Source organism: Pseudomonas sp. Ost2 (genome assembly GCF_018326065.1).
Lineage (GTDB): Bacteria > Pseudomonadota > Gammaproteobacteria > Pseudomonadales > Pseudomonadaceae > Aquipseudomonas > Aquipseudomonas gingeri.
Genome location: NZ_AP021904.1, coordinates 3,204,839 through 3,227,027, shown reverse-complemented (window position 1 = coordinate 3,227,027; position 22,189 = coordinate 3,204,839). Strand labels below are relative to the sequence as shown.

Sequence of the window (22,189 nt, the reverse complement as noted above, 5' to 3'; positions counted from 1 at the left end):
GACCGCGATCCGTGCTAGACCGGCAACACCACCACGGCCGCCAACCCACCGCCCTGGCGATTGGTCAGCGTCAGCGTGCCGCCATGCTCCAGCACGATCGCCCGCGCGGTCGAGAGTCCCAGGCCAACCCCTCCGGTGCTTTTGTTGCGCGAGCCTTCCAGGCGGAAGAACGGCAGGAACACCTGCTCATGCAAGTCGACGGGAATCCCCGGGCCGCGGTCGAGCACGCGGATGATCACGTCGTGCGGGTGTTGCTGCAACTCGATCAGCGGCTCGTGGCCGTAGTGAATGGCGTTGTCCATCAGGTTGGTCATCACCCGCTTGAGCCCCAGCGGACGACCGAAGTACACCAGTCGCGGCGGGCCGTTGAAGTGGATGTCGATGGACTGGTCGCGGTAGTCATCCACCAGCGTCTGCAGCAGTTCCGCCAGGTCCAGCTGGGTTCCCTGCTCCAGGCGCGCATCATCGCGGAAGAACGCCAGGGCCGTGTTGATCATCGCCTGCATCTCGTCGACATCGCGGAACAGACGCTGCTGCTGCTCGACATCCTCGATGAATTCCCCCCGCAGGCGCAGGCGGGTCAAGGGTGCGCGCAGGTCATGGGAAATCGCCGCGAGCATCTGGGTGCGATCCTGGATGAAGTGTCGCAGTTGCGCCTGCATGCCATTGAAGGCCAGGATCGCCTGGCGGATTTCATGGGGGCCGACCGGCTCGATGGCCGGGGCCCGGAAATCCGCGCCAAAACGCCGGACACCCTGGGCAAAATCTTCCAGGGGCCGGGCCAGGCGCCGCGTGGCGATCAGGGTGACCAGGGCGGTGGACACCAGCACCAGGAGCAGGATGACCAGGCTGCGCGGCCCCTCCGCCATGCCCCAGCTGCGCGACGGTGCGGTGAACAGCAGCCAGGAGTGATCGACCAGTTCCACCAACAGCGCATAGTGCCCACCAGGGCCCGACCAGTCGGAGGGCTCGTAGGCCTCCATGTGCCGTGGCGGCCCCTTGAGCGTACGTTTGAAAATCTTCTCGGAACTGAAGCCGGCATCGGCGAGCACCGGCACATCAATCGTCTTGCGATCAGGCAACCAGACGACCTTGAAGTCGGCATCGTCCACCGCCTGGGTCAGGCGCAGCCGCTGGTCCGCGGCGGTCGCCTCGGTCACCTGGACAACCACGGCCACCTTGTCCAGCAAGCCGGTTTCGCTCAACGGCGGGCGCGCCCAGACGCCCGCCAGCTGGACAAACAGCGCGTTGAAGGCCAGCGCGGTGAACATGGCGATCAGAATGGTCAGGGCAATCCAGCGGGCCACGGTATCGCGGCGATGACGGCCGCTCATGAGCGGGTCACGCTGACAGTGAACTGGTAGCCGCCATTGCGCACGGTGCGAATCATCTCCGGACGCTTGGTGTCGAACTCCAGCTTGCGCCGCAGGCGGCTGACCTGGACGTCGATGCTGCGATCGAACGCGTCATGGCTATGGCCGCGCGCCAGGTTCAGCAACTGCTCGCGGGTCAGGACGCGCTGGGGGTGTTCGACGAAGACCAGCAGCAGATCGAACTCCCCGGACGACAACGGGATCATCACCTGGTCCGGCGAGCGCAATTCGCGGCGCGTCAGGTCCAGCTGCCAGCCGGCGAAACGAATCAACGGCCGCGAAGCATCGCCAATGGGCGGCCGGCTTTCTCCGGCCCGGCGCAACACCGCCCGTACCCGGGCCAGCAACTCGCGGGCATCGAAGGGTTTGCTCAGGTAGTCATCGGCGCCCATTTCCAGGCCCACCACGCGATCGCTGAGTTCGCCCATGGCGGTCAGCATGATCACCGGCGTCGCGTACTGCTGGCGCAGGCGTTGGCAGAGCAACAGGCCGTTGTCCCCGGGCAGCATCAGGTCGAGGATGATCAGGTCAGCGGGGTTCAGCGCCATGGCCGCCCACAGCTGCGCTCCGTTGGCCGCGGTCTCGACCGCATAGCCATGTTGCAGAAAGAATTTCTTCAGCAGCGCGAGGACTTCAAGGTCATCGTCCACGATTAAAAGATGGCTCACCGGCGGGTATCACTTGGTTTTGTCGATGCGCCATCTAAAACCATTCGACGCGGCCCGTCATATATTTCAATCATGCAATAAAGCGTCAATGGCGCAATAAAGCAGACATCTTCGGGCAAGGGAGCAATGCCAGCATCGGCCTCCCTTTTCCGGAGACTGGACTGTACCTATGCGCTCGCTGACGTATTCCCCGACCCTGGCTCGCCATGCCGCGCTGCTGTTGACCCTATCCTACCTGGCCGGCTGCACGAGCCCCCCGGCCAGGCCCGGCGAGACACAGTGCGCACCGGCTTCCGCCGCGGTGTACGACCCGGCCGAACCGCTCAATCGTGGCGTGTTCGCGTTCAACCGTGCCGTCGACGACTACGCCCTGGCCCCCGTGGCACGCGGTTATCGGCGCCTGCCGGAGTTCTTCCAGCAGGGCGTGCACAACTTCGCCAGCAACTTCAGCGAGCCCAAGGTGTTTATCAACGATCTGCTGCAGGGCAATCCACGCCGCTCCATCAACACCCTGGGGCGCTTCGCGGTGAACACCACGGTGGGCATCGTCGGCCTGATCGACGTGTCCGATCCAATCGGTATCCCCCGGCACACCGCCGACTTCGGCCAGACCTTTGGTGTGTGGGGGATCGGCAACGGCCCCATCGTCGAGCTGCCGTTGCTGGGCACGGGCAACAGCCGCGATGCCGCCGGGAAAGTACTGAGCTTCCTGGTCGCACCACTGGGGGACAGCGATACCGTGCAGACCCTCGGCACCATCAACCTGGTGGGCGGCACCGTGGATACCCGCGCCTCGCTGTTGCCGCTCACCGACAGCCTGCAGCGCCTGCCGGACTACTACGGCGCCCTGCGTAATGTGGTGGCCGAACACCGGGCTGCGTTTGTGCTGGAAGGCAAGGAAGGCGCCACCACGCCTCACGCAAGCCATTGTCCGGGAACCGATGAGTTCTGAGTCCGCCTGCCGACGGGGCTGTCGCACCAGTCGAGTGCGACCCGCCCCAACTCGGAGCGAACGCCGGGAATGGCGCCAGGGCAAAACGGCAGGGTCCCTCCCCGACAGACCCGTTCTATCCCCGCTCCGGCCGCGAATGAAACAAAAGATACCGATCTGGCACGCCTCTGGCATTACTCCGGATGTGCAGGAGTAGCGCGAGCCAAGTGCACCACAATTTGCGCAACACAATAGTTGGCTAGGGTTCCGGCTCGCTGCAAGGCGAGTGACTGGTCCGAGAGCCAACGACCTCCAGTTGAGGTTACACGGCGGGATAAAAGCCCGGGAGACAGACCACCCATCGATACGGGTGTCGCGCTGCTCCCTGTCCGTCCACCCTCAACTGGAGTCCTACCATGCGAAAGCCCCGTCTATCCGCTTTCCTCGCCGCAGGCGTCGCCCTGTTGTTCAGCCTGTCTTCCCACGCCGCCGCCAAGACCGATTTCAATGTCTGCTGGACCATCTATGCGGGCTGGATGCCCTGGGAGTATGCCGCGGCCCAGGGCATCGTCGACAAGTGGGCCAGCAAGTACGGCATCCACATCAAGGTCACCCAGATCAACGACTACGTCGAGTCGATCAACCAGTACACCGCCGGCCAGTTCGATGGCTGCACCATGACCAACATGGATGCCCTGACCATCCCCGCCGCCGGTGGCGTGGACAGCACGGCGCTGCTGCTCAGCGATTTCTCCAACGGCAACGACGGTATCGTCATCAAGGGCAGCGGCAAGACCGTCGCCGACCTCAAGGGCATGAACGTCAACCTGGTCGAGCTATCGGTTTCCCACTACCTGCTGGCGCGCGCCCTCGATAGCGTCGACCTCGTGGAAAAGGACCTGAAAGTCGTCAACACCTCCGACGCCGACATCTCGGCCGCGTTCAACACCGACGCGGTCCAGGCCGTCACCACCTGGAACCCGATGCTGGCCGACATCAAGGCCAGGCCGGGAGTCACCCAGGTATTCGACTCCAGCAAGATCCCCGGCGAGATCATCGACATGATGGTGGTCAATACCCAGACCCTCAAGGACAACCCCGCCCTGGGCAAGGCCCTGACCGGCGCCTGGTTCGAGGTCGTGACCCTGATGAACGGCAAGTCCGCCGCCAGCGACACGGCCCTGGAACACATGGCCAAGGCCTCCGGTACCGACCTGGCCGGTTTCAAGGCGCAATTGGCGACCACCCAGTTGTTCCATACCCCGCAACAGATGCTGGACTTCGTCGGCAGCGCGCAGTTGCCCAAGACCATGGACAAGGTCGCCGGGTTCTCCTTCGAGCACGGCCTGCTCGGCGAAGGGGCCAAGGACAGCAGCGCGGTCGGCATGAGCTTCGCCCACGATGTGACTCGCGGGGACAAGGGCAATCTCAAGCTGCGCTTTGATCCGAGCTATGTGCAGATGGCTGTCGACGGCAAGCTGTAAGCGGAGGACGCGCCATGCGCCTGATCAATCGTCATCCCGACCGTCCCACGCGGCTGTTGCTGGTGATCCTGCCGTTCGTGCTGTTGTTGTGCGCCTACTTCCTGGGCTCGGCGCAACGACTGACGGACAATCCCAACGACAAGCTGCTGCCCAGCGCCGTGCAGATGGGCGATGCGGTCAAGCGCATGGCCTTCACCGAGGACAAGCGCAGCGGCGGCTACGTGCTCTGGCAGGACAGCGCGTCGAGCCTGCGGCGCCTGGCCATCGGCCTGGGCATCAGCGCCGTGGCGGGCTTGTGCCTGGGCATCGCCGCGGGTGTGCTGCCGTTGTTCGGTGCACCGCTGTCACCGTTGCTGGTGGTGCTGTCCATGGTGCCGCCGCTGGCGATCCTGCCGATCCTGTTCATCGTCCTTGGCCTGGGCGAGTTGTCCAAGGTGATGCTGATCGTCATCGGCATCACCCCGATCCTGGCCCGTGACCTGGAACAGCGGGCACGGGAGATTCCCGTCGAACTGCTGATCAAGGCCCAGACCCTCGGCGCCTCGACCTGGACCCTGATCCTGCGGGTGGTCCTGCCGCAACTGCTGCCACGCCTGCTGATTGCCCTGCGGCTGGTGCTCGGGTCGGCCTGGCTGTTCCTGATCGCGGCCGAGGCCATTGCTTCCGAGGATGGCCTGGGCTATCGGATCTTCCTGGTCCGGCGCTACCTGGCCATGGACGTGATCCTGCCCTATGTGGTGTGGATCACCCTGCTCGCCTGGCTGATGGACTGGGGCTTGCAGCACCTGACCCGGCGAGCCTTTCCCTGGTACGAAGGGGCGCGGCCATGAGCTTTATCCAGGTCAACAACCTGTGGCAGCAATACGGTGACCATGTGGTGCTCGAGGGCCTCAACCTGAGCATCGCCGAAGGCGAGTTCTGCACCCTGGTCGGTACGTCGGGCTGCGGAAAATCGACCTTCCTGCGCCTGCTGCTGGGCCAGGAACGGGCCAGCCGCGGCGAAATCCTGCTCGACGGCCAACCGCTGTCCAGCGAACCGGACCCGAGCCGTGGCGTGGTGTTCCAGCGTTATTCGGTGTTTCCCCACCTGAGTGTGCTGGACAACGTCGCCCTGGGCCTGGAGTTGCCCCGGGCACCGCTGCTGGGGCGGCTGTTCGGCCCACGTAAACGCGCCGCACGCGAACAGGCGGCGGTGCTGCTGCACAGGGTCGGCCTCGGCCACGCCCTGGACAAATACCCCGCACAGCTTTCCGGCGGCATGCAACAACGCCTGGCCATCGCCCAGGCGCTGATCATGAAGCCACGGGTGCTGTTGCTGGACGAACCCTTCGGCGCCCTCGATCCCGGCATCCGCAAGGACATGCACGTCCTGCTGCTGGAGCTGTGGCGGGAAACCCGACTGACCGTGTTCATGGTCACCCATGACCTCAGCGAAGGCTTCAGCCTGGGCACCCGCCTGATGGTCTTCGACAAGGTCCGCATCGATCCCCATGCGCCCAATGCCTATGGCGCGCGCATCACCTACGACTTGCCGCTCAACAGCCGGCGTGGCGAGGCCCGCGCGACGCCGCTGCCGGACGCACTCCAACCGAACAAGGAACTTCCCCATGAATGACCTGCCTGTCTTTGCCGATGAACGCCTGCCAGGTGGCGGCCACCTGTCCTTCGTGCTCAAGCGCGGCCAACTGCTGCGCCTGAGCGATGTCCAGGGCGGCGCCAACGTCAGCCTGATGCTGTTCAACGCCCATGAGAAAACCGAGCGCCTGAACCTGCCTGACAGCCTCAAGTGCCAACACACCGCCAACCTCACCGCCGGCCATTGCCTGTACTCGGACATGGGCCGGGTACTGGCCGCCATCACCCGCGATACCCGTGGCTGGAACGACAGCATCGGTGGCGTGCTCTGCGCCGGGGAAGTCGAGGAAAAATATGGCCGGGGCCGCTACCAGGAGCTGCGCAACGGTTTCTATCGCAACGGTGCCGACAACCTCCTGGTGGAAATGGGCAAGTGGGGGCTGGGGCTGTCCGACCTGTCCATGACCCTCAACCTGTTCAGCCGGGTCGATGTCGATGACCACGGCGGACTGCACTTTGCCCAGGGCCACTCCCGGGCCGGCGATTGCATCGAGCTCTACGCGCCGATGGACACCCTCTTCATCATCACCGCCCTGCAACACCCCATGGACCCCGCGCCGGAGTACGCCCCCAAACCGGTGCACCTGACCTTCATGAATGCCGACGCCGGCGTTGCCGAGCACTGCCGCACCTCGCGCCCCGAGAACGTGCGCGGCTTCATCAATACCGATCGCCTGTTCGCCTGAGGAAGACGCCATGACTATGCACCTGCACCCTGAATCGGCCCGCTATCGCGCCACCGTCCCGGCGGGCGAACCCTGGCTCACCGAAGTGAAGGCCGGGCAGACCCTGCGCATTCTCGACCTCGAAGGCAACCAGGCCGTCGATACCCTGTTCTACAGCGCCGCCAACCCGCGCGAACGCTACGACGTGCAACGCACCCTGCGCCGCCAGAACAACGTCTACCTGGGCACCGGCAGCGTGTTGTACTCGAACCTCGGCCGCCCGCTGCTGACCATCGTCGAAGACAACTGCGGTCGCCACGACACCCTCGGCGGCGCCTGCGCCCAGGAAAGCAACACCGTGCGTTATGCCCTGGACAAGGGCCATATGCACAGCTGTCGCGACAACTACCTGCGCGCCTGTGCCCACGATGGCCGACTGGGCAAGCGCGATATCGGCCCGAACATCAACTTCTTCATGAACGTGCCGGTGACTCCCGCAGGCGCCCTGACCTTCGAGGACGGTATTTCCGCCCCCGGCAAGTACGTGCAGTTGCGGGCCGAGATGGACGTGATCGTGCTGATTTCCAACTGTCCGCAACTGAACAACCCGTGCAATGGCTACAACCCCACTCCGGCGGAGTTGCTGATATGGGACTGAAGACCTGGTGCAAGCCCCTGCGGCAGTGGCTGTTCATCCTCTGCCAGAGCCGTTCGGGCCAGACCCTGCCGCGCAAGCGGGCCTGATCGCGGTCTGGGGACGACCCCGGGACCCTTTCGAAAAACTGCGGGACGACCCGCACCCCAGCCGAGGCGGACTCCTGCCGCCTCCAGGGAACCTGTCATGTTCGACACACTGCTGATTGCCAATCGCGGCGCCATCGCCTGCCGCCTCCTGCGTACCTTGCGCGAACTCGAGGTCAAGGGAGTCGCGGTCTATTCCGAAGCGGATATCACCAGCCGCCACATCCTTGAAGCCGACCTGGCCCTGAGCCTGGGTGAAGGCGCCGCCGCCGACACCTACCTGGCGACGGACAAGATCCTCGCCGCCGCCAGGGCCAGCGGCGCCCAGGCCATCCATCCGGGTTATGGTTTCCTCTCGGAAAACGCCGACTTCGCCGAAGCCTGCGAGGCGGCCGGGATCGCCTTCGTCGGCCCGACGCCGGAGCAACTGCGGCTGTTCGGCCTCAAGCACACCGCCCGCGCCCTCGCCCGCCAGCACGGTGTGCCGCTGCTGGAAGGCAGCGACCTGCTGGACAGCCTCGACGATGCCCTGCACGCCGCCGCACACGTGGGCTACCCGATCATGCTCAAGAGCACCGCCGGCGGTGGCGGCATCGGCATGCGCGTCTGCCGCTCCGCCGAGGCGCTGCAGGAGGCCTTCGAGACCGTCAAGCGCCTGGGCCAGAACAATTTCAGCAACGCCGGGGTATTTATCGAGAAATACATCCAGCGCGCCCGCCACCTGGAAGTCCAGGTATTCGGTGACGGTGCTGGCGAAGTCCTGGCCCTGGGCGTGCGCGATTGCTCGGTGCAACGGCGCAACCAGAAGGTGCTGGAAGAAACCCCCGCGCCCAACCTGCCCGAGGGCATGGCCGAAGCGCTCTGCGCCGCTGCCGTGCAATTGGCGAAAGCGGTCCGTTACCGCAGCGCCGGCACCGTCGAATTCGTCTTCGACAGCGACGAGCGACGCTTCTACTTCCTGGAAGTGAACACCCGCCTGCAGGTCGAGCACGGCGTTACCGAACAGGTCTGGAACGTCGACCTGGTACGCTGGATGGTGCAACTGGCCGCCGGCGACCTGCCGCCGCTCGCCGAACTGCGCGCCGGCCTGCAACCGCGCGGCCACGCGGTGCAGGCCCGTCTGTATGCCGAGGATCCGGGCAAGGACTTCCAGCCGAGCCCCGGTCTGTTGACGGCGGTCGAATTCCCGCCGGCCGATGGCAAGGCACTGCGTATCGATACCTGGGTCGAGGCCGGTTGCGAGATACCGCCCTACTTCGACCCGATGATCGCCAAGGTCATCACCTGGGCCGAAAACCGTGAACAGGCGCGTCTGCGCCTGCACCAGGCCCTGGGTGCCAGCCAGCTGTACGGCGTCGAGACCAATCGCGACTACTTGCAGCAGATCCTCCTCGATGCCCCGTTCGCCAGCGGCCAACCCTGGACCCGCTGCCTGGAAGGCCTGGCTTATCATGCGCAGACCTTCGAAGTGCTCGCTGGCGGCACCCAGACCAGCGTCCAGGATTATCCCGGACGCCAGGGCTACTGGGCCGTGGGCGTTCCCCCTTCAGGCCCCATGGACAGCCGCGCGCTGCGCCTGGGCAACCGCCTGCTGGGCAACCCCGAAGGTTGCGCGGGCCTGGAAATCACCATGAGCGGGCCAAGCCTGCGCTTCAATACCGATGCCGTGGTGGCAGTGACCGGCGCAGTGTTGCCGGTGCTGCTCGATGGCGTGGTGATGGCGATGAACACCGCGCTGGCGGTCAAGGCCGGTTCGCTGCTGAGCCTGGGCACCATCGCCGGTGCCGGGGCCCGCAGCTATCTCTGCCTGCGGGGGGGTGTGCAGGTGCCGGACTATCTCGGCAGCAAGAGCACCTTCACCCTGGGCCAGTTCGGCGGTCACGGCGGCCGGGCCCTGCGGGCCGGCGATGTGCTGCACCTGGCCGCGCTGACGGATACCAGCGTCGGCGCGGTACTCCCCGCGCAACCCGTTCTTGAGACGTTACGCACGATCCGGGTGATCTACGGCCCCCATGGCGCGCCGGAATACTTCACCGAAAACTACATCCGCACCTTCTTTGCCACCGACTGGGAAGTGCATTTCAACTCCAGCCGTACCGGCGTGCGCCTGATCGGCCCCAAACCCGAATGGGTGCGGGCCGACGGGGGCGAGGCCGGGCTGCATCCGTCGAATATCCACGACAACCCCTACGCCATCGGCGCGGTGGACTTCACCGGTGACATGCCGGTGATTCTCGGCCCTGACGGCCCGAGCCTGGGCGGATTCGTCTGCCCGGTGACCGTCATCGAGGCCGATCTGTGGCAACTGGGGCAACTCAAGGCCGGCGACAAGGTGCGCTTCGTGCCGTGTGACCTCGTTCATGCACGCCGACTTGCCACGGCCGCGCTGAATGCCGAAGCCGTCGCAGCCCCCCGGCCAGCGCCTGACCCGACCCGGCTGCCATCGCCGATGGTGCTGGACCTGGGCCGGGACGACACGCGCCTGGTGGCGCGCCTGGCCGGCGATACCCACCTGCTGCTGGAAATCGGCGCCGCCGAACTCGACCTGGTGTTGCGCTTCCGTGGTCACGCCCTGATGCAGGCGCTCGAAGCCAGGCAATTGCCCGGAGTCATCGATCTCACACCGGGGATCCGCTCGCTGCAGGTGCACTACCAACCCGAGCAACTGCCCCTGGAGCAACTGCTGGAGATCGTCACGGGCGAGTGGGACGCGGTCTGTGCCGCCCGCGACCTGCAGGTGCCCTCGCGCATCGTGCACCTGCCACTGTCCTGGGATGACCCGGCCTGCCAACTGGCTATCGAGAAATACCAGACCACCGTGCGCAAGGACGCGCCCTGGTGCCCCAGCAACCTGGAGTTCATTCGCCGCATCAACGACCTGCCCGACCTGGATGAAGTGCAGCGCACGGTATTCGATGCCAGCTACCTGGTGATGGGCCTGGGCGACGTCTACCTGGGTGCCCCGGTGGCGACACCGCTGGACCCCCGGCATCGGCTGGTGACCACCAAATACAACCCGGCACGGACCTGGACCGCCGAGAACTCGGTGGGTATCGGTGGCGCCTACCTGTGCGTGTATGGCATGGAGGGCCCAGGCGGCTACCAGTTCGTCGGCCGTACGCTGCAGATGTGGAACCGTTATCGCGAAGTGGCGGCATTCGACGGCAAACCCTGGCTGTTGCGCTTCTTCGACCAGATCCGCTTCTACCCGGTCAGCGCCGGGGAGTTGCTGCGCATCCGCCGCGATTTCCCCCTGGGGCGCTTCGACCTGAACATCGAGCACAGCCAATTGCGCCTCGCCGACTACCAGGCCTTCCTCGCCAACGAGGCGGATAGCATCCAGGCGTTCCGTGACCACCAGCAAACGGCCTTTTCCGCCGAACGCCAGCGCTGGATCGACAGCGGCCAGGCGCATTTCGAAAGCAGCGAAGCCGTCGTCGAGGCCAGCGAAGAAGCCGCCCTGCCGCCTCATCAGACCGGCGTGGAAAGCCCCATCGCCGGCAATCTCTGGCAGGTCCGGGTGGAGGTCGGCGACTGGGTCGCGGCAGACACCGCACTGGTCGTGCTGGAGTCGATGAAGATGGAAATTCCGCTGCTGGCACCCTGTGCCGGCATCGTTCGTGAAGTACGCGTGCAGCCCGGCTCGGCGGTGCGTGCCGGGCAACGGGTGGTGGTGATCGAGCCCGCCGCCATGACAGGAGAAAAGCCATGAAAAACGATCTGCAACTGGATGTTCTGCGTGCCCGCTACGCGAGCGGCGAATGCTCGCCACGCCGCCTGATCCTGGCCCTGCGGGAACAGGCCGAAGCGTTGAACCCCGAGTTCAACCTGTTTATCCATCTGCTCAGTGTCGAAGAGCTGGAGCCTTACCTGGCCACCCTCGAGTCCGCCTCGCTGGATAACCTGCCGCTATATGGCGTGCCCTTTGCCATCAAGGACAACATCGATCTGGCCGGGATCCCCACGACCGCGGCCTGCCCGGCGTTCGCCTATACCCCGTCGCGGTCGGCAACCCTGGTCCGGCAGTTGATCGACCTCGGTGCGGTGCCGCTGGGCAAGACCAATCTCGACCAGTTCGCCACCGGCCTCAACGGCACACGCTCCCCCTATGGCGCCTGCCGCAACAGCGTGCTCGCCGACTATCCTTCCGGCGGCTCCAGTGCGGGATCGCCGCTGACCGTGGCCCTGGGCCTGACCAGCTTTGCCCTGGGCACCGACACCGCCGGCTCGGGCCGGGTGCCGGCGGCGCTGAACAATCTGGTGGGGCTCAAGGCAACCAGGGGCTTGCTGTCCACGGCGGGCGTGGTTCCGGCCTGTCGTACCCTTGATTGCGTGACCACGTTCACCGCCACGGCCGCCGAGGCCAGCCGCTTGCTGGCGCTGACCGCGCAAGCGGACCCCGAGGACGACTACAGCCGCGCCAATCCGGCCTGGAACGATGGTCTGGCATTCGGTGCCGTGCGGCCCTTCCGCTTTGGCCTGCCCCGTCCCCAGGACCTGGAGTTCTTCGGCTGCGACGAGGGGCCCGGGCTGTTTGCCGCGGCGGTCGAGCGTTTGCAGGCGCTAGGTGGTGAAGCGGTCAGCCTCGATCTGTCGCCGTTTCTCGAAGCCGCGCGACTGCTCTATGAAGGCCCATGGGTCGCCGAGCGCTACAGCGTCGTCGGCGAACTGGCGCAGACCCGCCCGGAAGCGGTGCTGCCGGTGATCCACGCCGTGCTGGCGAAAGCCCCGCAGGTCAGCGGCGTGCAGACCTTTCGTGCGCAGTACCGGCTACAGGCACTCAAGGCCGAATGCGACCGCCTGATGGCCGGACTCGATTGCGTCCTGACGCCCACCATCGGCCGTCCGGTGACCCTGGCCGAGCTGGCCGAGGAACCGGTCCTGCGCAATGCCGAACTGGGCTACTACACCAACTTCATGAACCTGCTGGATTATGCCGCCGTGGCCGTACCCAGTGGCTTCATGGACAACGGCCTGCCCTGGGGCGTGACGTTGTTCGGCCGCGCCTTCACCGATCAGTACCTGCTGAGCCTCGCCAATGCCTGCCAGGACGGCAAGGCACCCGCGCAGCCGGCCCGCAATGACCAGGCCCGCCTGGTGGTGTGCGGTGCCCACCTGGACGGCCTGGCGCTCAACGGGCAGTTGCGCCAGCGCGGCGCGACGCTGCTGGAAAGCACCCGCAGTTCCGCAGACTACCGGCTGTATGCCCTGGCCGGTGGCCCGGTACAACGTCCGGGCATGGTCCGGGTCGCCGAGGGCGGCGTGGCCATTGCCGTCGAGGTCTGGCAATTGCCCAGCCGCGAGCTCGGCTCCTTCCTGACCGGCATCCCGGCCCCGCTCGGGCTGGGCAAGGTGCAACTGGAGGATGGCCGCTGGGAGACCGGCTTCATCTGCGAGGGCCATGGTCTCGAAGGGGCCACGGATATCAGCGCCTGGGGCGGCTGGCGAGCCTGGTTGTCCGCTCAGTCCTGAAAAAGCCGGGGTAACTCCCGTAGTAGCGAGGGCAGTCGTCTGCGACAAGGATCATCGAAGTACCTGCCCAATCGCCACCTTCTAACGCAGATCCTCGGGCAACAGCGCCAGCGGGATGTTCTGGTAACTGACCGGGCGCAGGAAACGGCGGATGGCCATGGTCCCGACCGACGTTGCGCCGAAGTTGGTCGAGGCCGGATAGGGGCCGCCGTGGACCATGGCATCACACACCTCGACACCGGTCGGGAAACCATTGACCAGGAGGCGTCCGGCCTTGCGTTCGAGCACCGGCAGCAGTTGCGACGCCAGCCCGGTATCGGCCTCGTCCATATGGATCGTGCACGTCAGCTGTCCCTCCAGCGAACGGGCCACCTGCAGCAACTCGTCGCCGTCGGCCACCGTCACCACCAGGCCCAACGGACCGAAGACTTCGTGCCCCAGCGTGGCGTTGGCCAGCCATTCCCGGCCTGTCGTCACAAAGAGACAAGGCGTCGCGTTACGCCGGTCACAGGATGAACCGAGGACTTCACGCACGCCCGCCGTGCCCGCCACCCGCTCACGTCCCGCACGATAGGCGACTGCCATGGCATCGCTCAGCATCACCTGCGCGCCCACCGGTTCAAGGGCCCGGACCGTCGCGTCGACAAACCCATTGGCCTCGGCACCTTCGAGCACGACACTGATGCCGGGATTGGTGCAGAACTGGCCCGCCCCCAGGGTGAGTGAGGCCGCCCAGCCATTGCCGATCTCGGTACCGCGCGCGGCAACCGCATGGGGCAACAGGAACATCGGGTTCACCGAGCCCAGCTCACCGAAAAATGGAATGGGTTCGAAACGCCTCGCGCACAGGTCGAACAGCGCCCTGCCCGCTCCCAGCGAGCCGGTGAAGCCGACCGCCTTGATCAACGGATGCTGGACCAGGTGCTGCCCGACGATCCGGGAACCACCATGGACCAGGCTGAACACCCCGGGATGAACGGCGCATTTTTCGATGGCGGCACGGATCGCCTCGGCAACGATCTCACTGGTCCCCGGATGAGCCTCATGACCTTTGACCACAACCGGGCAACCCGCTGCCAGGGCGGACGCCACATCGCCACCGGCCGTGGAGAAAGCCAGGGGGAAATTAGAGGCGCCGAACACCGCCACCGGTCCGATCGGACGTTGCATCAGGCGGATATCGGGGCGCGGCACGGGTTGGCGCTCCGGCAGCGCCTGGTCATGCCGGCGATCAAGGTAGTCGCCCGCCAGGATATGCGCGGCAAACGACCGTAGCTGTCCCACGGTACGCCCGCGTTCGCCCTGCAACCGCGCCTCGGGCAGACCGGTTTCCAGCGAACCGATGCTGGTGATGATCGCCGCTCGGGCCTCGATTTCATCGGCGATGGCTTCCAGGAACGTCGCACGCGACTCCCGGCTGGCCTGGCCGTAACTGCAGAAGGCCTCCTCCGCCGCTTCGCACGCACGGTTCACCAGGTCGACATCGCCTGCCGAAAAGCGCTGGGCCGGCCCGCGGATCGGGGTGTTGGAAAAGCTGCTGTCGCTTGCCACCCATCGGCCGGCGATAAGGTGTTTGCCATGCGGAGTAAAAGACATTGCACTGTCCTGAAGTTGGGATAAGTCAGCCGAAGTAGCGCACGCGAATGGCGTCGATAGCGACCGCGATAAAGATCATCACCCCGCCGATCATGCCGACATAGAATGACGGCACATTGACGATGGCCAGGCCGACCTGGATCACGGTCAGCAGCAACACCCCGCCCAGCACGCCCTTCACATTGCCGCGCCCGCCGAACACGCTGACGCCACCAATGATCGGCGCGGCGATGGCATACAGCAGGTAGCTCGAACCCTGGCTGGAGGTGATCGCCATCTGCCAGGAAGCCAGGAGAAAACCGGCCAGCGCCGCCAGGAAGCCGGAGATCGTGTAGGTGATGATCTTGACCCGGTTGACCCGTATACCGGCGGAATTCGACGCGATCGCATTCCCCCCCACGGCATAGATCGAACGCCCCAGCACCGTGCGCTTGAGCACCACGCCGATCACCGTCAGGGCCACCAGGAACACCACCGGCATCAGCGGCCAGCCGTCGATCGTCACCTGGCCGATCCAGATATAGCCGTCGGCCATGTTGGTCAGGGTCGTGCCCTGGGTCAGCGCCAGCAAGGCGCCCTGCAGAATGATCATCATCGCCAGGGTTTCGATCAGCGAGACCATTTTCAGGCGGGTGATGCACAGCCCGTTGAAGAAGCCGATCAGCGTGCCGACCGCCAGGCCGATGGCCACCGCGACGAACCAGGGCAGGCCCCAACTGGAGTACGCGAGCGCCCCCACCGCCGAGGAAAAACCGGCATTGGCCGGAATCGACAGGTCGATCTCGGCCACCAGCAGCGGCAACGCCACCGCCAGTCCCAGGGTTCCCAGCACCGTCGCCTGAACCATCACGTTCTGCAGGTTGAACAAGGTGAAGAAAAACTCGTTGAACGCACCGAACAGGACCACCAGGGCGATGAGCCAGATCCAGACGACATTGTGTAATACCCAGCCCAATACGGCCGGGCCGTTGATTCTGGTCGCGGCAGGCGACACCTCGTTGCCGGGACTGGCCAGAGTTCTCATACCCGTGTCTCCACTCTTTTTATTGTTCAACTGCCTGATCCCTGTACGGATGCGCGGATGCGCTCGACGGTGATGTCCTCTCCCGTCAATGTTTCCTTGATCGTGCCCTGGTCGAAAATGCACACCCGATCCACCGCGCGAACCAGTTCGTCGGTATCGCTGGACACGATGATCACCGCTACGCCAGCATCGCTGAGTTCGTCGATGATGCGCAGCACGTCCTGCTTGACGCCCATGTCGATGCCACGGGTCGGCTCGTCGACCATCAGCAAGCGTGGTCGGGTGGCGAGCACGCGCCCCAGGCACACCTTCTGCTGGTTACCGCCACTGAGGGTATTGACCGGATAGTCGGGGTTGGGCGCCTTGACCCCCATCGCGGCAAAGTAGTGCCCGATCACCGACGCTTCGGCCCGGCTATCGATAAAACCGAGCCGAGTCCGCGCGCCCAGGGACGACATGGCGATATTGCTGCCGATCGACATCGGTCCCACCGCGCCATCGCGCCGGCGATCGTCGGAGAGATAGGCGATACCGGCATCGAACGCCGCACGCGGGGAGCGTGGCAACACCCGCTCGGCTTCACCGGCGATGGAAAGAGTACCCAGTGCCGGATGCAGGCCGAAGATCGCGCGGGCCATTTCCTTCGCGCCAGCCCCCGGCAGACCGGTGAACCCCACCACTTCCCCCGGACCGATGTCTAGGCGATCCAGGGACAGCCACTTGCCCCGTACGCCGCGCAGCGAAATCGCCGGCGGCTTGCCGGAATGGTCGCGGCGCTTGCGCTGGAACAGCTCGACGCCATGACCGATCACCAGTTCAGTCAGTTGCTCGGAGGTCATCGAGGCGATGTCCTCGCAAGTCCCGGCGAGGCTGCCGTCGCGTAACACGGTGACCGCGTCGCAGATCTCGAGGATCTCGTCGTTGTAGTGGGAGATGAAGATGAAGGTCACTCCTTCACCCTTCAGGCGCAGCATGAAGTCGAACAGCTGGCGGCGGTCGACCACGGTCAGCGACGCCGTCGGCTCATCGAGGATGATCACCTTGCCCCCCGAAAACATGGCCCGGAGGATGTTCAGCTTGCGCCGCGCCACTGCATCCAGCTGGCCGGCCAGGACTGTCGGGTCGATGCCGGAGCCATCGAGCATCCGCGCGGCATCGGCGCCCAGCTGTTTCCAGTCGACAAAACCGTTGCGGGTCGGCCAGATCCCCAGCATCAGGTTTTCCGCGGCCGTCAGGTTGCCGATGATCATCGGTTCCTGCGTCACCAGGAATACCCCGGCCTGCTCCATGGCCTTGACGTCCACCTGTTTGAGCGGCCGACCGTCCATGAGAATCTGTCCGGAGCTGGGGATCACCTGGCCGGAGATGATCCCCACCAGCGTGGACTTGCCGGCGCCGTTCTCCCCCAGCAGGCCGTGGATCGAACCCCGGCGGATCTGCGTGGTGACACCGCGCAGGGCGTGCACGGGACCGTAGCTCTTGGCGATGTTGTCGATCCGCAGGATCGTGTCGTCCATCGCTGCCCCGGCCTGGGTGTCGTGTAGGGTCATGTTGTTTTCTCACCATCAGCTTGTCGGATGAACATCGCGGCAGAGCCTCGCTCTGCTGCGACAACCGCAACCGTCACTTGGAGGGAACGCCCCAGACTTTTTCCGCGACATAACCCCAATGGCGCTTGTCGTCGATGTTGTCGGAGTTGATCACAAAGGCCGGGATGATCAGGGTCGGACCGGTCTTGCCCTGGACAATCTCTCCCGATTCCCAGAAGTAGTCCTTGTTCTGGTAGGTGCCCAGCGGCACCGCCTGGCCATTGAGGGAATACCTGGTGATCATCTCCACGGCAATGCCCCCATAGGCCACAGGGTCCTGGGACACACAGGCGTCCATGTAGCCGTCCTTGATCCAGTCAAGGGCCACCGGCTCACCGTCGATGTTGATGAAAATGACATGGCCTTTCTCGCCGACCTTCTTCCAGCGATCCTTCTGCTTGAGCGCCGCCGCGATACCGCGCGAGGGAGAATCCGAAGGGGCATGTACCGCATCGAGGTCGGGGAACTCCGACAGGGTCGACAGCGTGACCGCCTGCATCTTGTCCAGCAGTCCTTCGGTAGGACGGGCCAGGTATTTGATCTGCGGGTACTTGGCGAACACCGAGTCCATACCCTCCTTGCGCAGGCGCCAGGCCACCGAGGCCAGGGCGCCGAAGCAATTGAGCACGGTGCCCTTGGGGCTGCCGTACTTCGCGACCAGGCGCTTGACGATTTCCTCGGCGGCCATCACCCCACCCTTGAAGTTGTCGAAACTCACGGTAATCGCGACATCGCCGCCATCGGCCGGAGTGTCGATGATGCCCACCGGAATCTTGCGCTGGTTGTAACGCTTGATGGCCGAGACAATGGCCTGGCTGTCGATCGGGTCGGAGATGATCGCCGACGGCTGGGACAACATGAGGCTTTGCCATTGGCCGAGCTGGGTGGTGGTGTCGAAGCTGGCGTTGGTTGCCTGGAACTTGCCCGATTGTGCCTGGACGGCGCGCTTGACCGACTCTTCCTGAATGACGAAGAAGTAGTAGTCCAGGCTCTTGTTGGAGTAGGCGACCGACAGCGGGGTCTGCGCGAAGGCACTGCGTCCCAGCATCGCGCCCAGTCCTAGGACCACACCGCCGGCCAACACGCTACGACGACTCACGCTAGATAGATTGACTTTTTTCATGGGATTAACTCCGACTTATTATTGTAGGTTTAATACTATCTTCAGCCTTGTTTCACGCAGGTGCGGCCTTGCCTGGAGCACCGGTTATCGCAAACGAACGTAGGAAGAGCCGTCGAAACAACCTACGACCATGCCCACGGCTTCGCGGGTGAACAGGCCGTTCTCGACCACGCCCGGAATACGGTTGAGCTCGATTTCCAGCGGCGCCGGATCGCGGATAACCGGTCCGCAATGGCAGTCGAGAATGAAGTTGCCGCTGTCGGTAACCACCGGCTGCCCATCGCGCAGCCGGCGAATGATCGTCACCTCGTTGATGCCCTGCCCGGCCAGGATCCGCTTGACCAGGCGCTCGGTCTGCTTCCAGCCGAACTGCACCACTTCCACCGGCAGCGGGAACTGGCCCAGGCAGTCGACGATCTTGGTCTCGTCACACACACAGATCATGCGTTTGGAAGCATGGGCGATGATCTTCTCCCAGAGCAGGCAGGCACCGCCGCCCTTGATCATGTTGAACTGGCGGTCGATCTCGTCCGGGCCGTCGACGGTCAGGTCGAGCTCGCCGATCTCGTTCGGATCAATGATCTCGATGCCCACTTCCCGCGCCACATCGTTGGTCGAACGGGAAGTGGTGGTGCAGGTCAGTTGCAGGCCATTGGCGACATGCTTGCCCAGTTCGCGAACGAAGAAATGCGAGGTGGTGCCGGACCCCAGGCCCAGCTTCATGCCATCGCGCACGAATTCCTCGATCACCCGGCGGGCGGCGACCTTCTTCGCTTCGTTCTGTTGGTTGCTCATCTGCTACTCCTATCGGGCAGTTCCCCCACAGGTCATGGGGGTCAAATCTTGTCGGTCCGCCATGAGTCGAGGGCGGTCAGTTGATCGGGGAACTGGCTGCCACTGGCAACGGCGATGGCGGCTACCAGCATGTTGGTGACCAGGTGATGGTTCAGCCGCGACGCCAGGGGTGTCATCAGTTCGGTATGTTCATAGGGTTTGACCGCGATCAGCACATCGGAAACCCGCGCCAGGGGACTGTCATCGGCGGCGATGGACACCACCCTGGCCCCGGCCTTGCGGGCAGCCACGGCGACATCGACCATCTGCCGGGTGTGGCCGGACTGGGAAAAGATCAGCGCCACTTCGCCTTCCCGAGCGCCTTCGGCGTGCATCTCCTGGCGCTTGCTGCCCAGCAGTGCCTGGCACCGCAGGCCCAGGCGCTGGAACTTGTGCTCGGCATCCAGGGCGTTGACCACGGAAATCCCCGTGGCGTAGATGCCGATCCAGCTTGCCGCCTGCAACAGTCGGGCACCTTCGCCCACCCGCTCGGGCGCCAGGTCCTCGGCCAGGCGCTGGATCGCATTCAGCGAGTTGCGGCAGGTCTTGCGGACGATGTTGTCGATACTGTCATCGGGAATGATCTGCTCGTAGGCAAACGGCGCCGACGGCACCAGGCTTTGAACCAGGTGCAGCTTCAATTCCTGGTAACTCTCGAAGCCGAAGCGCCGGCAGAAACGCATCACGGTCGGGTCGCTGACCGAACAGGTTTCCGAGAGCTTGGCCATGCTCATCTGCAGGACCTTCGAAGGCGAAGTGGAAACAAAGTTGGCGACCCGACGCTCGGCCCGGTGCATGTCTTTGCTTTCAAGAATGATGCGTTGCAGCAAACTGACGGTCATATCCGCTCCTTGGCGATTAGTGGGCTGCGTTGTAACAGATCGGCCAGACGGTTCAAGCGCTGCTCCGCTGAAATGTCCACATGAGGACCGCCGCCCCAGGGCACCACGAAGAATGGCACGCCCGCGGCATACGCAGTCATCTGGTCGACACGGGTGTCACCGACATAGGCCCACTCGTCCGATGCCAGGTCCATCGCCTGCGCCACGGCCAGCAAATGCCCGGGGTCCGGCTTGCACGCCGGCACCGCATCGGCGCCCAGGGCGACCTCGAACAAGTCCGCCAGCCCCAGCTGCTCCAGGACCTTGCCGGTGACGGCGTGGTTCTTGTTGGTACAGATACCCAGGCGGATACCGGCCTGGCGCAGAGCCGCGAGGTCTTCGCGCACATGAGGGAAAAACCGCGTGCACCCCGCAGGATCTTCCATATAGGCATGCAGGTAGCCATCGAAGGCCCGCTGTACCTGGGCATCGTCATAAGGGATCGCGAGGTCCTCGAGGATGTCGACGATCAGGCGCCGCGGTCCGTTGCCGAGAAACGTCTCGACATGCGCGGGATCGAGTTCAGGCCAGTCGTTCAGCGCGAAACCGACATTCAGGGCCTTCGCGATATCGGATGCGCTGTCGATAAGCGTCCCGTCAAGATCGAAAATAAGCGCGGAATAGACGGACATGAATCAGACTCCAGAAAAAATGACTAATCGAAAATGGGGGCACCGAGCGCTACGAAGGTTTCCCGGAGCGTCGGATAAAGGCTGTGGTAGATACGATGGGCACGGGCGAAGACCTCGGCCGTCGCGCCATCGGGCGCCTGGCGGGTAATGGCGCGACAGCTCGCCGCCGCACTCGCCGGATCGGCCCAGACACCCATCGCCAGCCCGGCCACCAGCGCCGCGCCGAACGCCGCACCCTCGGCGGCCCCTTCGGTGGTCAGCACGTCGCAACCGAAGATGTCCGCCTGGAGCTGGCGCCACAGCGCTGAGCGTGCACCACCGCCGGAAGCCTTGATCACGTGTCCGTCGATGCCCAGGGGCTTCATCAGGGCATGCATGTCGGCCAGCGCATGCACCGCCCCCTCCATGACGGCCCGGGCCATGTCGCCGCGGTCGTGGCGCGCGGTCAGGCCGACGAAGGCAGCACGCAAGAGCGGATCGGGATGCGGGCAACGCTCACCGTTCAGATAGGGAAGAAACAGCAGGCCATGGGCACCGGCCGGGCTCTTCTCCGCCTCGGCGACGATCTGCTCGAATGACGGCACCACGCCGTTGGCCCCTGCGCAGAAGGTGTCGCGAAACCAGTTCATCGAGCCGCCGGCGTTCAACGACACCCCCATGCAATGCCATTTGTCCGCGGCCACGTTGCAGAAAATCTGCAGGCGACCGTCCGGATTGTCCCGGGGCTCGTCCAGGGCGGCGGCGAGAATGCCCGCCGTACCGATGGTGGTCTGCAGTTCGCCGGGCGCGATCACGCCGGAACCGAGGGTCTGGATAACCGAATCGCCACCGCCGCCGGCCACCGGCGTGCCCACGGGCAGGCCGAACAACGCGGCGCCCCGGGCACTGACCCGACCCGAAACGACCTGGGACTCGAACACCGGTGGCAACAACCCGGGGTCGATGCCCAGTTGCTCGATCAACCCGCTCGCCCATTGCCGCGAACGCACATTGAACAGGCCCGTGCCCGAGGCGTCGGAGACTTCGCTGGCAATTTCGCCGGTCAGGCGCAGGCGCAGATAGTCCTTGGGATTGAGCACAGTGCTCAAGCGCGCGAAAAGCTCGGGCTCATGCCGCTGCATCCAGACGATCTTGCCGCCGGTATACCCCACCAGCATCCGGTTGTCGGTGGCCTTCAGCAAACCGTCCAGGCCACCGGCGGTGGCGGTGATCCACTCGCACTCCGCGGCATTGCGCTGGTCGTTCCACAGGATCGCCGGGCGCAGCACCTGCTGCGCCGCATCGAGCGGCACCAGCCCGTGCATCTGACCGGAGAGCCCGACGCCGAGCAGCTCCACGCCTGGGGCCTTGGCCAACACACCGGCGATGGCGCGCCGGGCGCCGTCGATCCACAGTTCAGGGTCCTGTTCGGTCCAGCCGGGTCGAGGTTGCGAGAGCGGATAAGTCGCCGTATCGGCGGCAATCACCGCGCCATGGACGTCGAGCAGCAATGCCTTGCAGCCCGAGGTGCCGATGTCGATGCCAATGAGCGCCTGCATGGC

General features: G+C 64.9%; 18 protein-coding genes and 1 riboswitch. Of the genes, 8 read left to right on the top strand and 10 right to left on the bottom strand.

Annotated elements, in window-relative coordinates; genetic code table 11:
- Positions 1-14: 14 nt before the first annotated feature.
- Both KI243_RS14290 and KI243_RS14285 read right to left on the bottom strand, forming a co-directional pair.
- A complete protein-coding gene (locus KI243_RS14290) occupies positions 15-1,334 on the bottom strand; it encodes an ATP-binding protein (protein WP_212811037.1) in 1,320 nt (439 codons plus the stop codon).
- Complete coding sequence (locus KI243_RS14285) at positions 1,331-2,041, bottom strand: response regulator (protein ID WP_177082132.1); 711 nt, start codon at positions 2,039-2,041, stop codon at positions 1,331-1,333. The genes KI243_RS14290 and KI243_RS14285 overlap by 4 nt, the downstream gene beginning before the upstream one ends.
- A gap of 169 nt (positions 2,042-2,210) precedes the next feature.
- Between KI243_RS14285 and KI243_RS14280 the strand changes: the two genes are divergently transcribed.
- The 8 genes from KI243_RS14280 to atzF all read left to right on the top strand — a co-directional run bounded on the left by KI243_RS14280 (position 2,211) and on the right by atzF (position 12,969).
- Positions 2,211-2,993 carry a VacJ family lipoprotein gene (locus KI243_RS14280; RefSeq protein ID WP_212811036.1) on the top strand — a complete coding sequence of 261 codons (783 nt, stop codon included), beginning with the start codon at positions 2,211-2,213 and terminating at the stop codon, positions 2,991-2,993.
- Between the two features lie 227 nt (positions 2,994-3,220).
- Positions 3,221-3,323, top strand: a riboswitch (guanidine-I (ykkC/yxkD leader).
- 65 nt (positions 3,324-3,388) lie between these two features.
- Positions 3,389-4,456 carry a putative urea ABC transporter substrate-binding protein gene (locus KI243_RS14275; RefSeq protein ID WP_212811035.1) on the top strand — a complete coding sequence of 356 codons (1,068 nt, stop codon included), beginning with the start codon at positions 3,389-3,391 and terminating at the stop codon, positions 4,454-4,456.
- A 14-nt stretch (positions 4,457-4,470) separates the two neighbouring features.
- Positions 4,471-5,286 (top strand): ABC transporter permease, encoded by an 816-nt coding sequence (locus tag KI243_RS14270; RefSeq protein ID WP_017127511.1) that lies wholly within the window; start codon positions 4,471-4,473, stop codon positions 5,284-5,286.
- Positions 5,283-6,071 (top strand): ABC transporter ATP-binding protein, encoded by a 789-nt coding sequence (locus KI243_RS14265; RefSeq protein WP_177082130.1) that lies wholly within the window; start codon positions 5,283-5,285, stop codon positions 6,069-6,071. Before KI243_RS14270 ends, KI243_RS14265 begins: the two co-directional genes overlap by 4 nt.
- Complete coding sequence (locus KI243_RS14260) at positions 6,064-6,777, top strand: urea amidolyase associated protein UAAP1 (RefSeq protein WP_017127513.1); 714 nt, start codon at positions 6,064-6,066, stop codon at positions 6,775-6,777. Before KI243_RS14265 ends, KI243_RS14260 begins: the two co-directional genes overlap by 8 nt.
- A 10-nt stretch (positions 6,778-6,787) precedes the next feature.
- A complete protein-coding gene (locus KI243_RS14255; protein ID WP_212811034.1) occupies positions 6,788-7,414 on the top strand; it encodes an urea amidolyase associated protein UAAP2 in 627 nt (208 codons plus the stop codon).
- Positions 7,415-7,597: 183 nt separating this feature from the next.
- Positions 7,598-11,209: an urea carboxylase gene (gene uca / locus KI243_RS14250; RefSeq protein ID WP_212811033.1), complete on the top strand. Its 3,612-nt coding sequence runs from the start codon at positions 7,598-7,600 to the stop codon at positions 11,207-11,209.
- Positions 11,206-12,969 (top strand): allophanate hydrolase, encoded by a 1,764-nt coding sequence (gene atzF, locus KI243_RS14245; protein WP_212811032.1) that lies wholly within the window; start codon positions 11,206-11,208, stop codon positions 12,967-12,969. Before uca ends, atzF begins: the two co-directional genes overlap by 4 nt.
- Positions 12,970-13,050: 81 nt before the next feature.
- Here the strand turns inward: atzF and KI243_RS14240 are convergent, their stop codons facing one another.
- From KI243_RS14240 to xylB, 8 genes are all read right to left on the bottom strand, one after another.
- Positions 13,051-14,565 carry an aldehyde dehydrogenase (NADP(+)) gene (locus KI243_RS14240; protein WP_212811031.1) on the bottom strand — a complete coding sequence of 505 codons (1,515 nt, stop codon included), beginning with the start codon at positions 14,563-14,565 and terminating at the stop codon, positions 13,051-13,053.
- A 25-nt stretch (positions 14,566-14,590) separates the two neighbouring features.
- On the bottom strand, positions 14,591-15,589 hold the full coding sequence (locus KI243_RS14235; RefSeq protein WP_177082125.1) for an ABC transporter permease: 999 nt from the start codon (positions 15,587-15,589) through the stop codon (positions 14,591-14,593).
- Between the two features lie 26 nt (positions 15,590-15,615).
- Complete coding sequence (locus KI243_RS14230; protein ID WP_177130908.1) at positions 15,616-17,139, bottom strand: sugar ABC transporter ATP-binding protein; 1,524 nt, start codon at positions 17,137-17,139, stop codon at positions 15,616-15,618.
- Between the two features lie 73 nt (positions 17,140-17,212).
- The gene (locus KI243_RS14225; RefSeq protein ID WP_042935953.1) at positions 17,213-18,301 is read right to left on the bottom strand and encodes a sugar ABC transporter substrate-binding protein; all 1,089 of its coding nucleotides are present in this window, start codon (positions 18,299-18,301) and stop codon (positions 17,213-17,215) included.
- Positions 18,302-18,385: 84 nt separating this feature from the next.
- Positions 18,386-19,096 (bottom strand): ribose 5-phosphate isomerase A, encoded by a 711-nt coding sequence (gene rpiA, locus KI243_RS14220; protein WP_017127524.1) that lies wholly within the window; start codon positions 19,094-19,096, stop codon positions 18,386-18,388.
- 41 nt (positions 19,097-19,137) lie between these two features.
- Positions 19,138-19,977: a MurR/RpiR family transcriptional regulator gene (locus KI243_RS14215; protein ID WP_017127525.1), complete on the bottom strand. Its 840-nt coding sequence runs from the start codon at positions 19,975-19,977 to the stop codon at positions 19,138-19,140.
- The gene (locus KI243_RS14210) at positions 19,974-20,648 is read right to left on the bottom strand and encodes an HAD-IA family hydrolase (RefSeq protein WP_017127526.1); all 675 of its coding nucleotides are present in this window, start codon (positions 20,646-20,648) and stop codon (positions 19,974-19,976) included. Before KI243_RS14210 ends, KI243_RS14215 begins: the two co-directional genes overlap by 4 nt.
- A 23-nt stretch (positions 20,649-20,671) precedes the next feature.
- A complete protein-coding gene (gene xylB / locus KI243_RS14205; RefSeq protein WP_017127527.1) occupies positions 20,672-22,186 on the bottom strand; it encodes a xylulokinase in 1,515 nt (504 codons plus the stop codon).
- Between the last annotated feature and the right edge of the window lie 3 nt (positions 22,187-22,189).

Excerpts from the sequence above, each read along its gene's own strand:
- KI243_RS14215 (WP_017127525.1), bottom strand. The coding sequence starts at position 19,977 with ATGACCGTCAGTTTGCTGCAACGCATCATTCTTGAAAGCAAAGACATG.
- KI243_RS14260 (WP_017127513.1), top strand. The coding sequence starts at position 6,064 with ATGAATGACCTGCCTGTCTTTGCCGATGAACGCCTGCCAGGTGGCGGC.
- atzF (WP_212811032.1), top strand. The coding sequence starts at position 11,206 with ATGAAAAACGATCTGCAACTGGATGTTCTGCGTGCCCGCTACGCGAGC.
- KI243_RS14240 (WP_212811031.1), bottom strand. The coding sequence starts at position 14,565 with ATGTCTTTTACTCCGCATGGCAAACACCTTATCGCCGGCCGATGGGTG.
- uca (WP_212811033.1), top strand. The coding sequence starts at position 7,598 with ATGTTCGACACACTGCTGATTGCCAATCGCGGCGCCATCGCCTGCCGC.
- KI243_RS14235 (WP_177082125.1), bottom strand. The coding sequence starts at position 15,589 with ATGAGAACTCTGGCCAGTCCCGGCAACGAGGTGTCGCCTGCCGCGACC.
- KI243_RS14290 (WP_212811037.1), bottom strand. The coding sequence starts at position 1,334 with ATGAGCGGCCGTCATCGCCGCGATACCGTGGCCCGCTGGATTGCCCTG.
- KI243_RS14265 (WP_177082130.1), top strand. The coding sequence starts at position 5,283 with ATGAGCTTTATCCAGGTCAACAACCTGTGGCAGCAATACGGTGACCAT.
- KI243_RS14280 (WP_212811036.1), top strand. The coding sequence starts at position 2,211 with ATGCGCTCGCTGACGTATTCCCCGACCCTGGCTCGCCATGCCGCGCTG.
- KI243_RS14275 (WP_212811035.1), top strand. The coding sequence starts at position 3,389 with ATGCGAAAGCCCCGTCTATCCGCTTTCCTCGCCGCAGGCGTCGCCCTG.
- rpiA (WP_017127524.1), bottom strand. The coding sequence starts at position 19,096 with ATGAGCAACCAACAGAACGAAGCGAAGAAGGTCGCCGCCCGCCGGGTG.
- xylB (WP_017127527.1), bottom strand. The coding sequence starts at position 22,186 with ATGCAGGCGCTCATTGGCATCGACATCGGCACCTCGGGCTGCAAGGCA.
- KI243_RS14270 (WP_017127511.1), top strand. The coding sequence starts at position 4,471 with ATGCGCCTGATCAATCGTCATCCCGACCGTCCCACGCGGCTGTTGCTG.
- KI243_RS14255 (WP_212811034.1), top strand. The coding sequence starts at position 6,788 with ATGACTATGCACCTGCACCCTGAATCGGCCCGCTATCGCGCCACCGTC.
- KI243_RS14210 (WP_017127526.1), bottom strand. The coding sequence starts at position 20,648 with ATGTCCGTCTATTCCGCGCTTATTTTCGATCTTGACGGGACGCTTATC.
- KI243_RS14225 (WP_042935953.1), bottom strand. The coding sequence starts at position 18,301 with ATGAAAAAAGTCAATCTATCTAGCGTGAGTCGTCGTAGCGTGTTGGCC.
- KI243_RS14230 (WP_177130908.1), bottom strand. The coding sequence starts at position 17,139 with ATGACCCTACACGACACCCAGGCCGGGGCAGCGATGGACGACACGATC.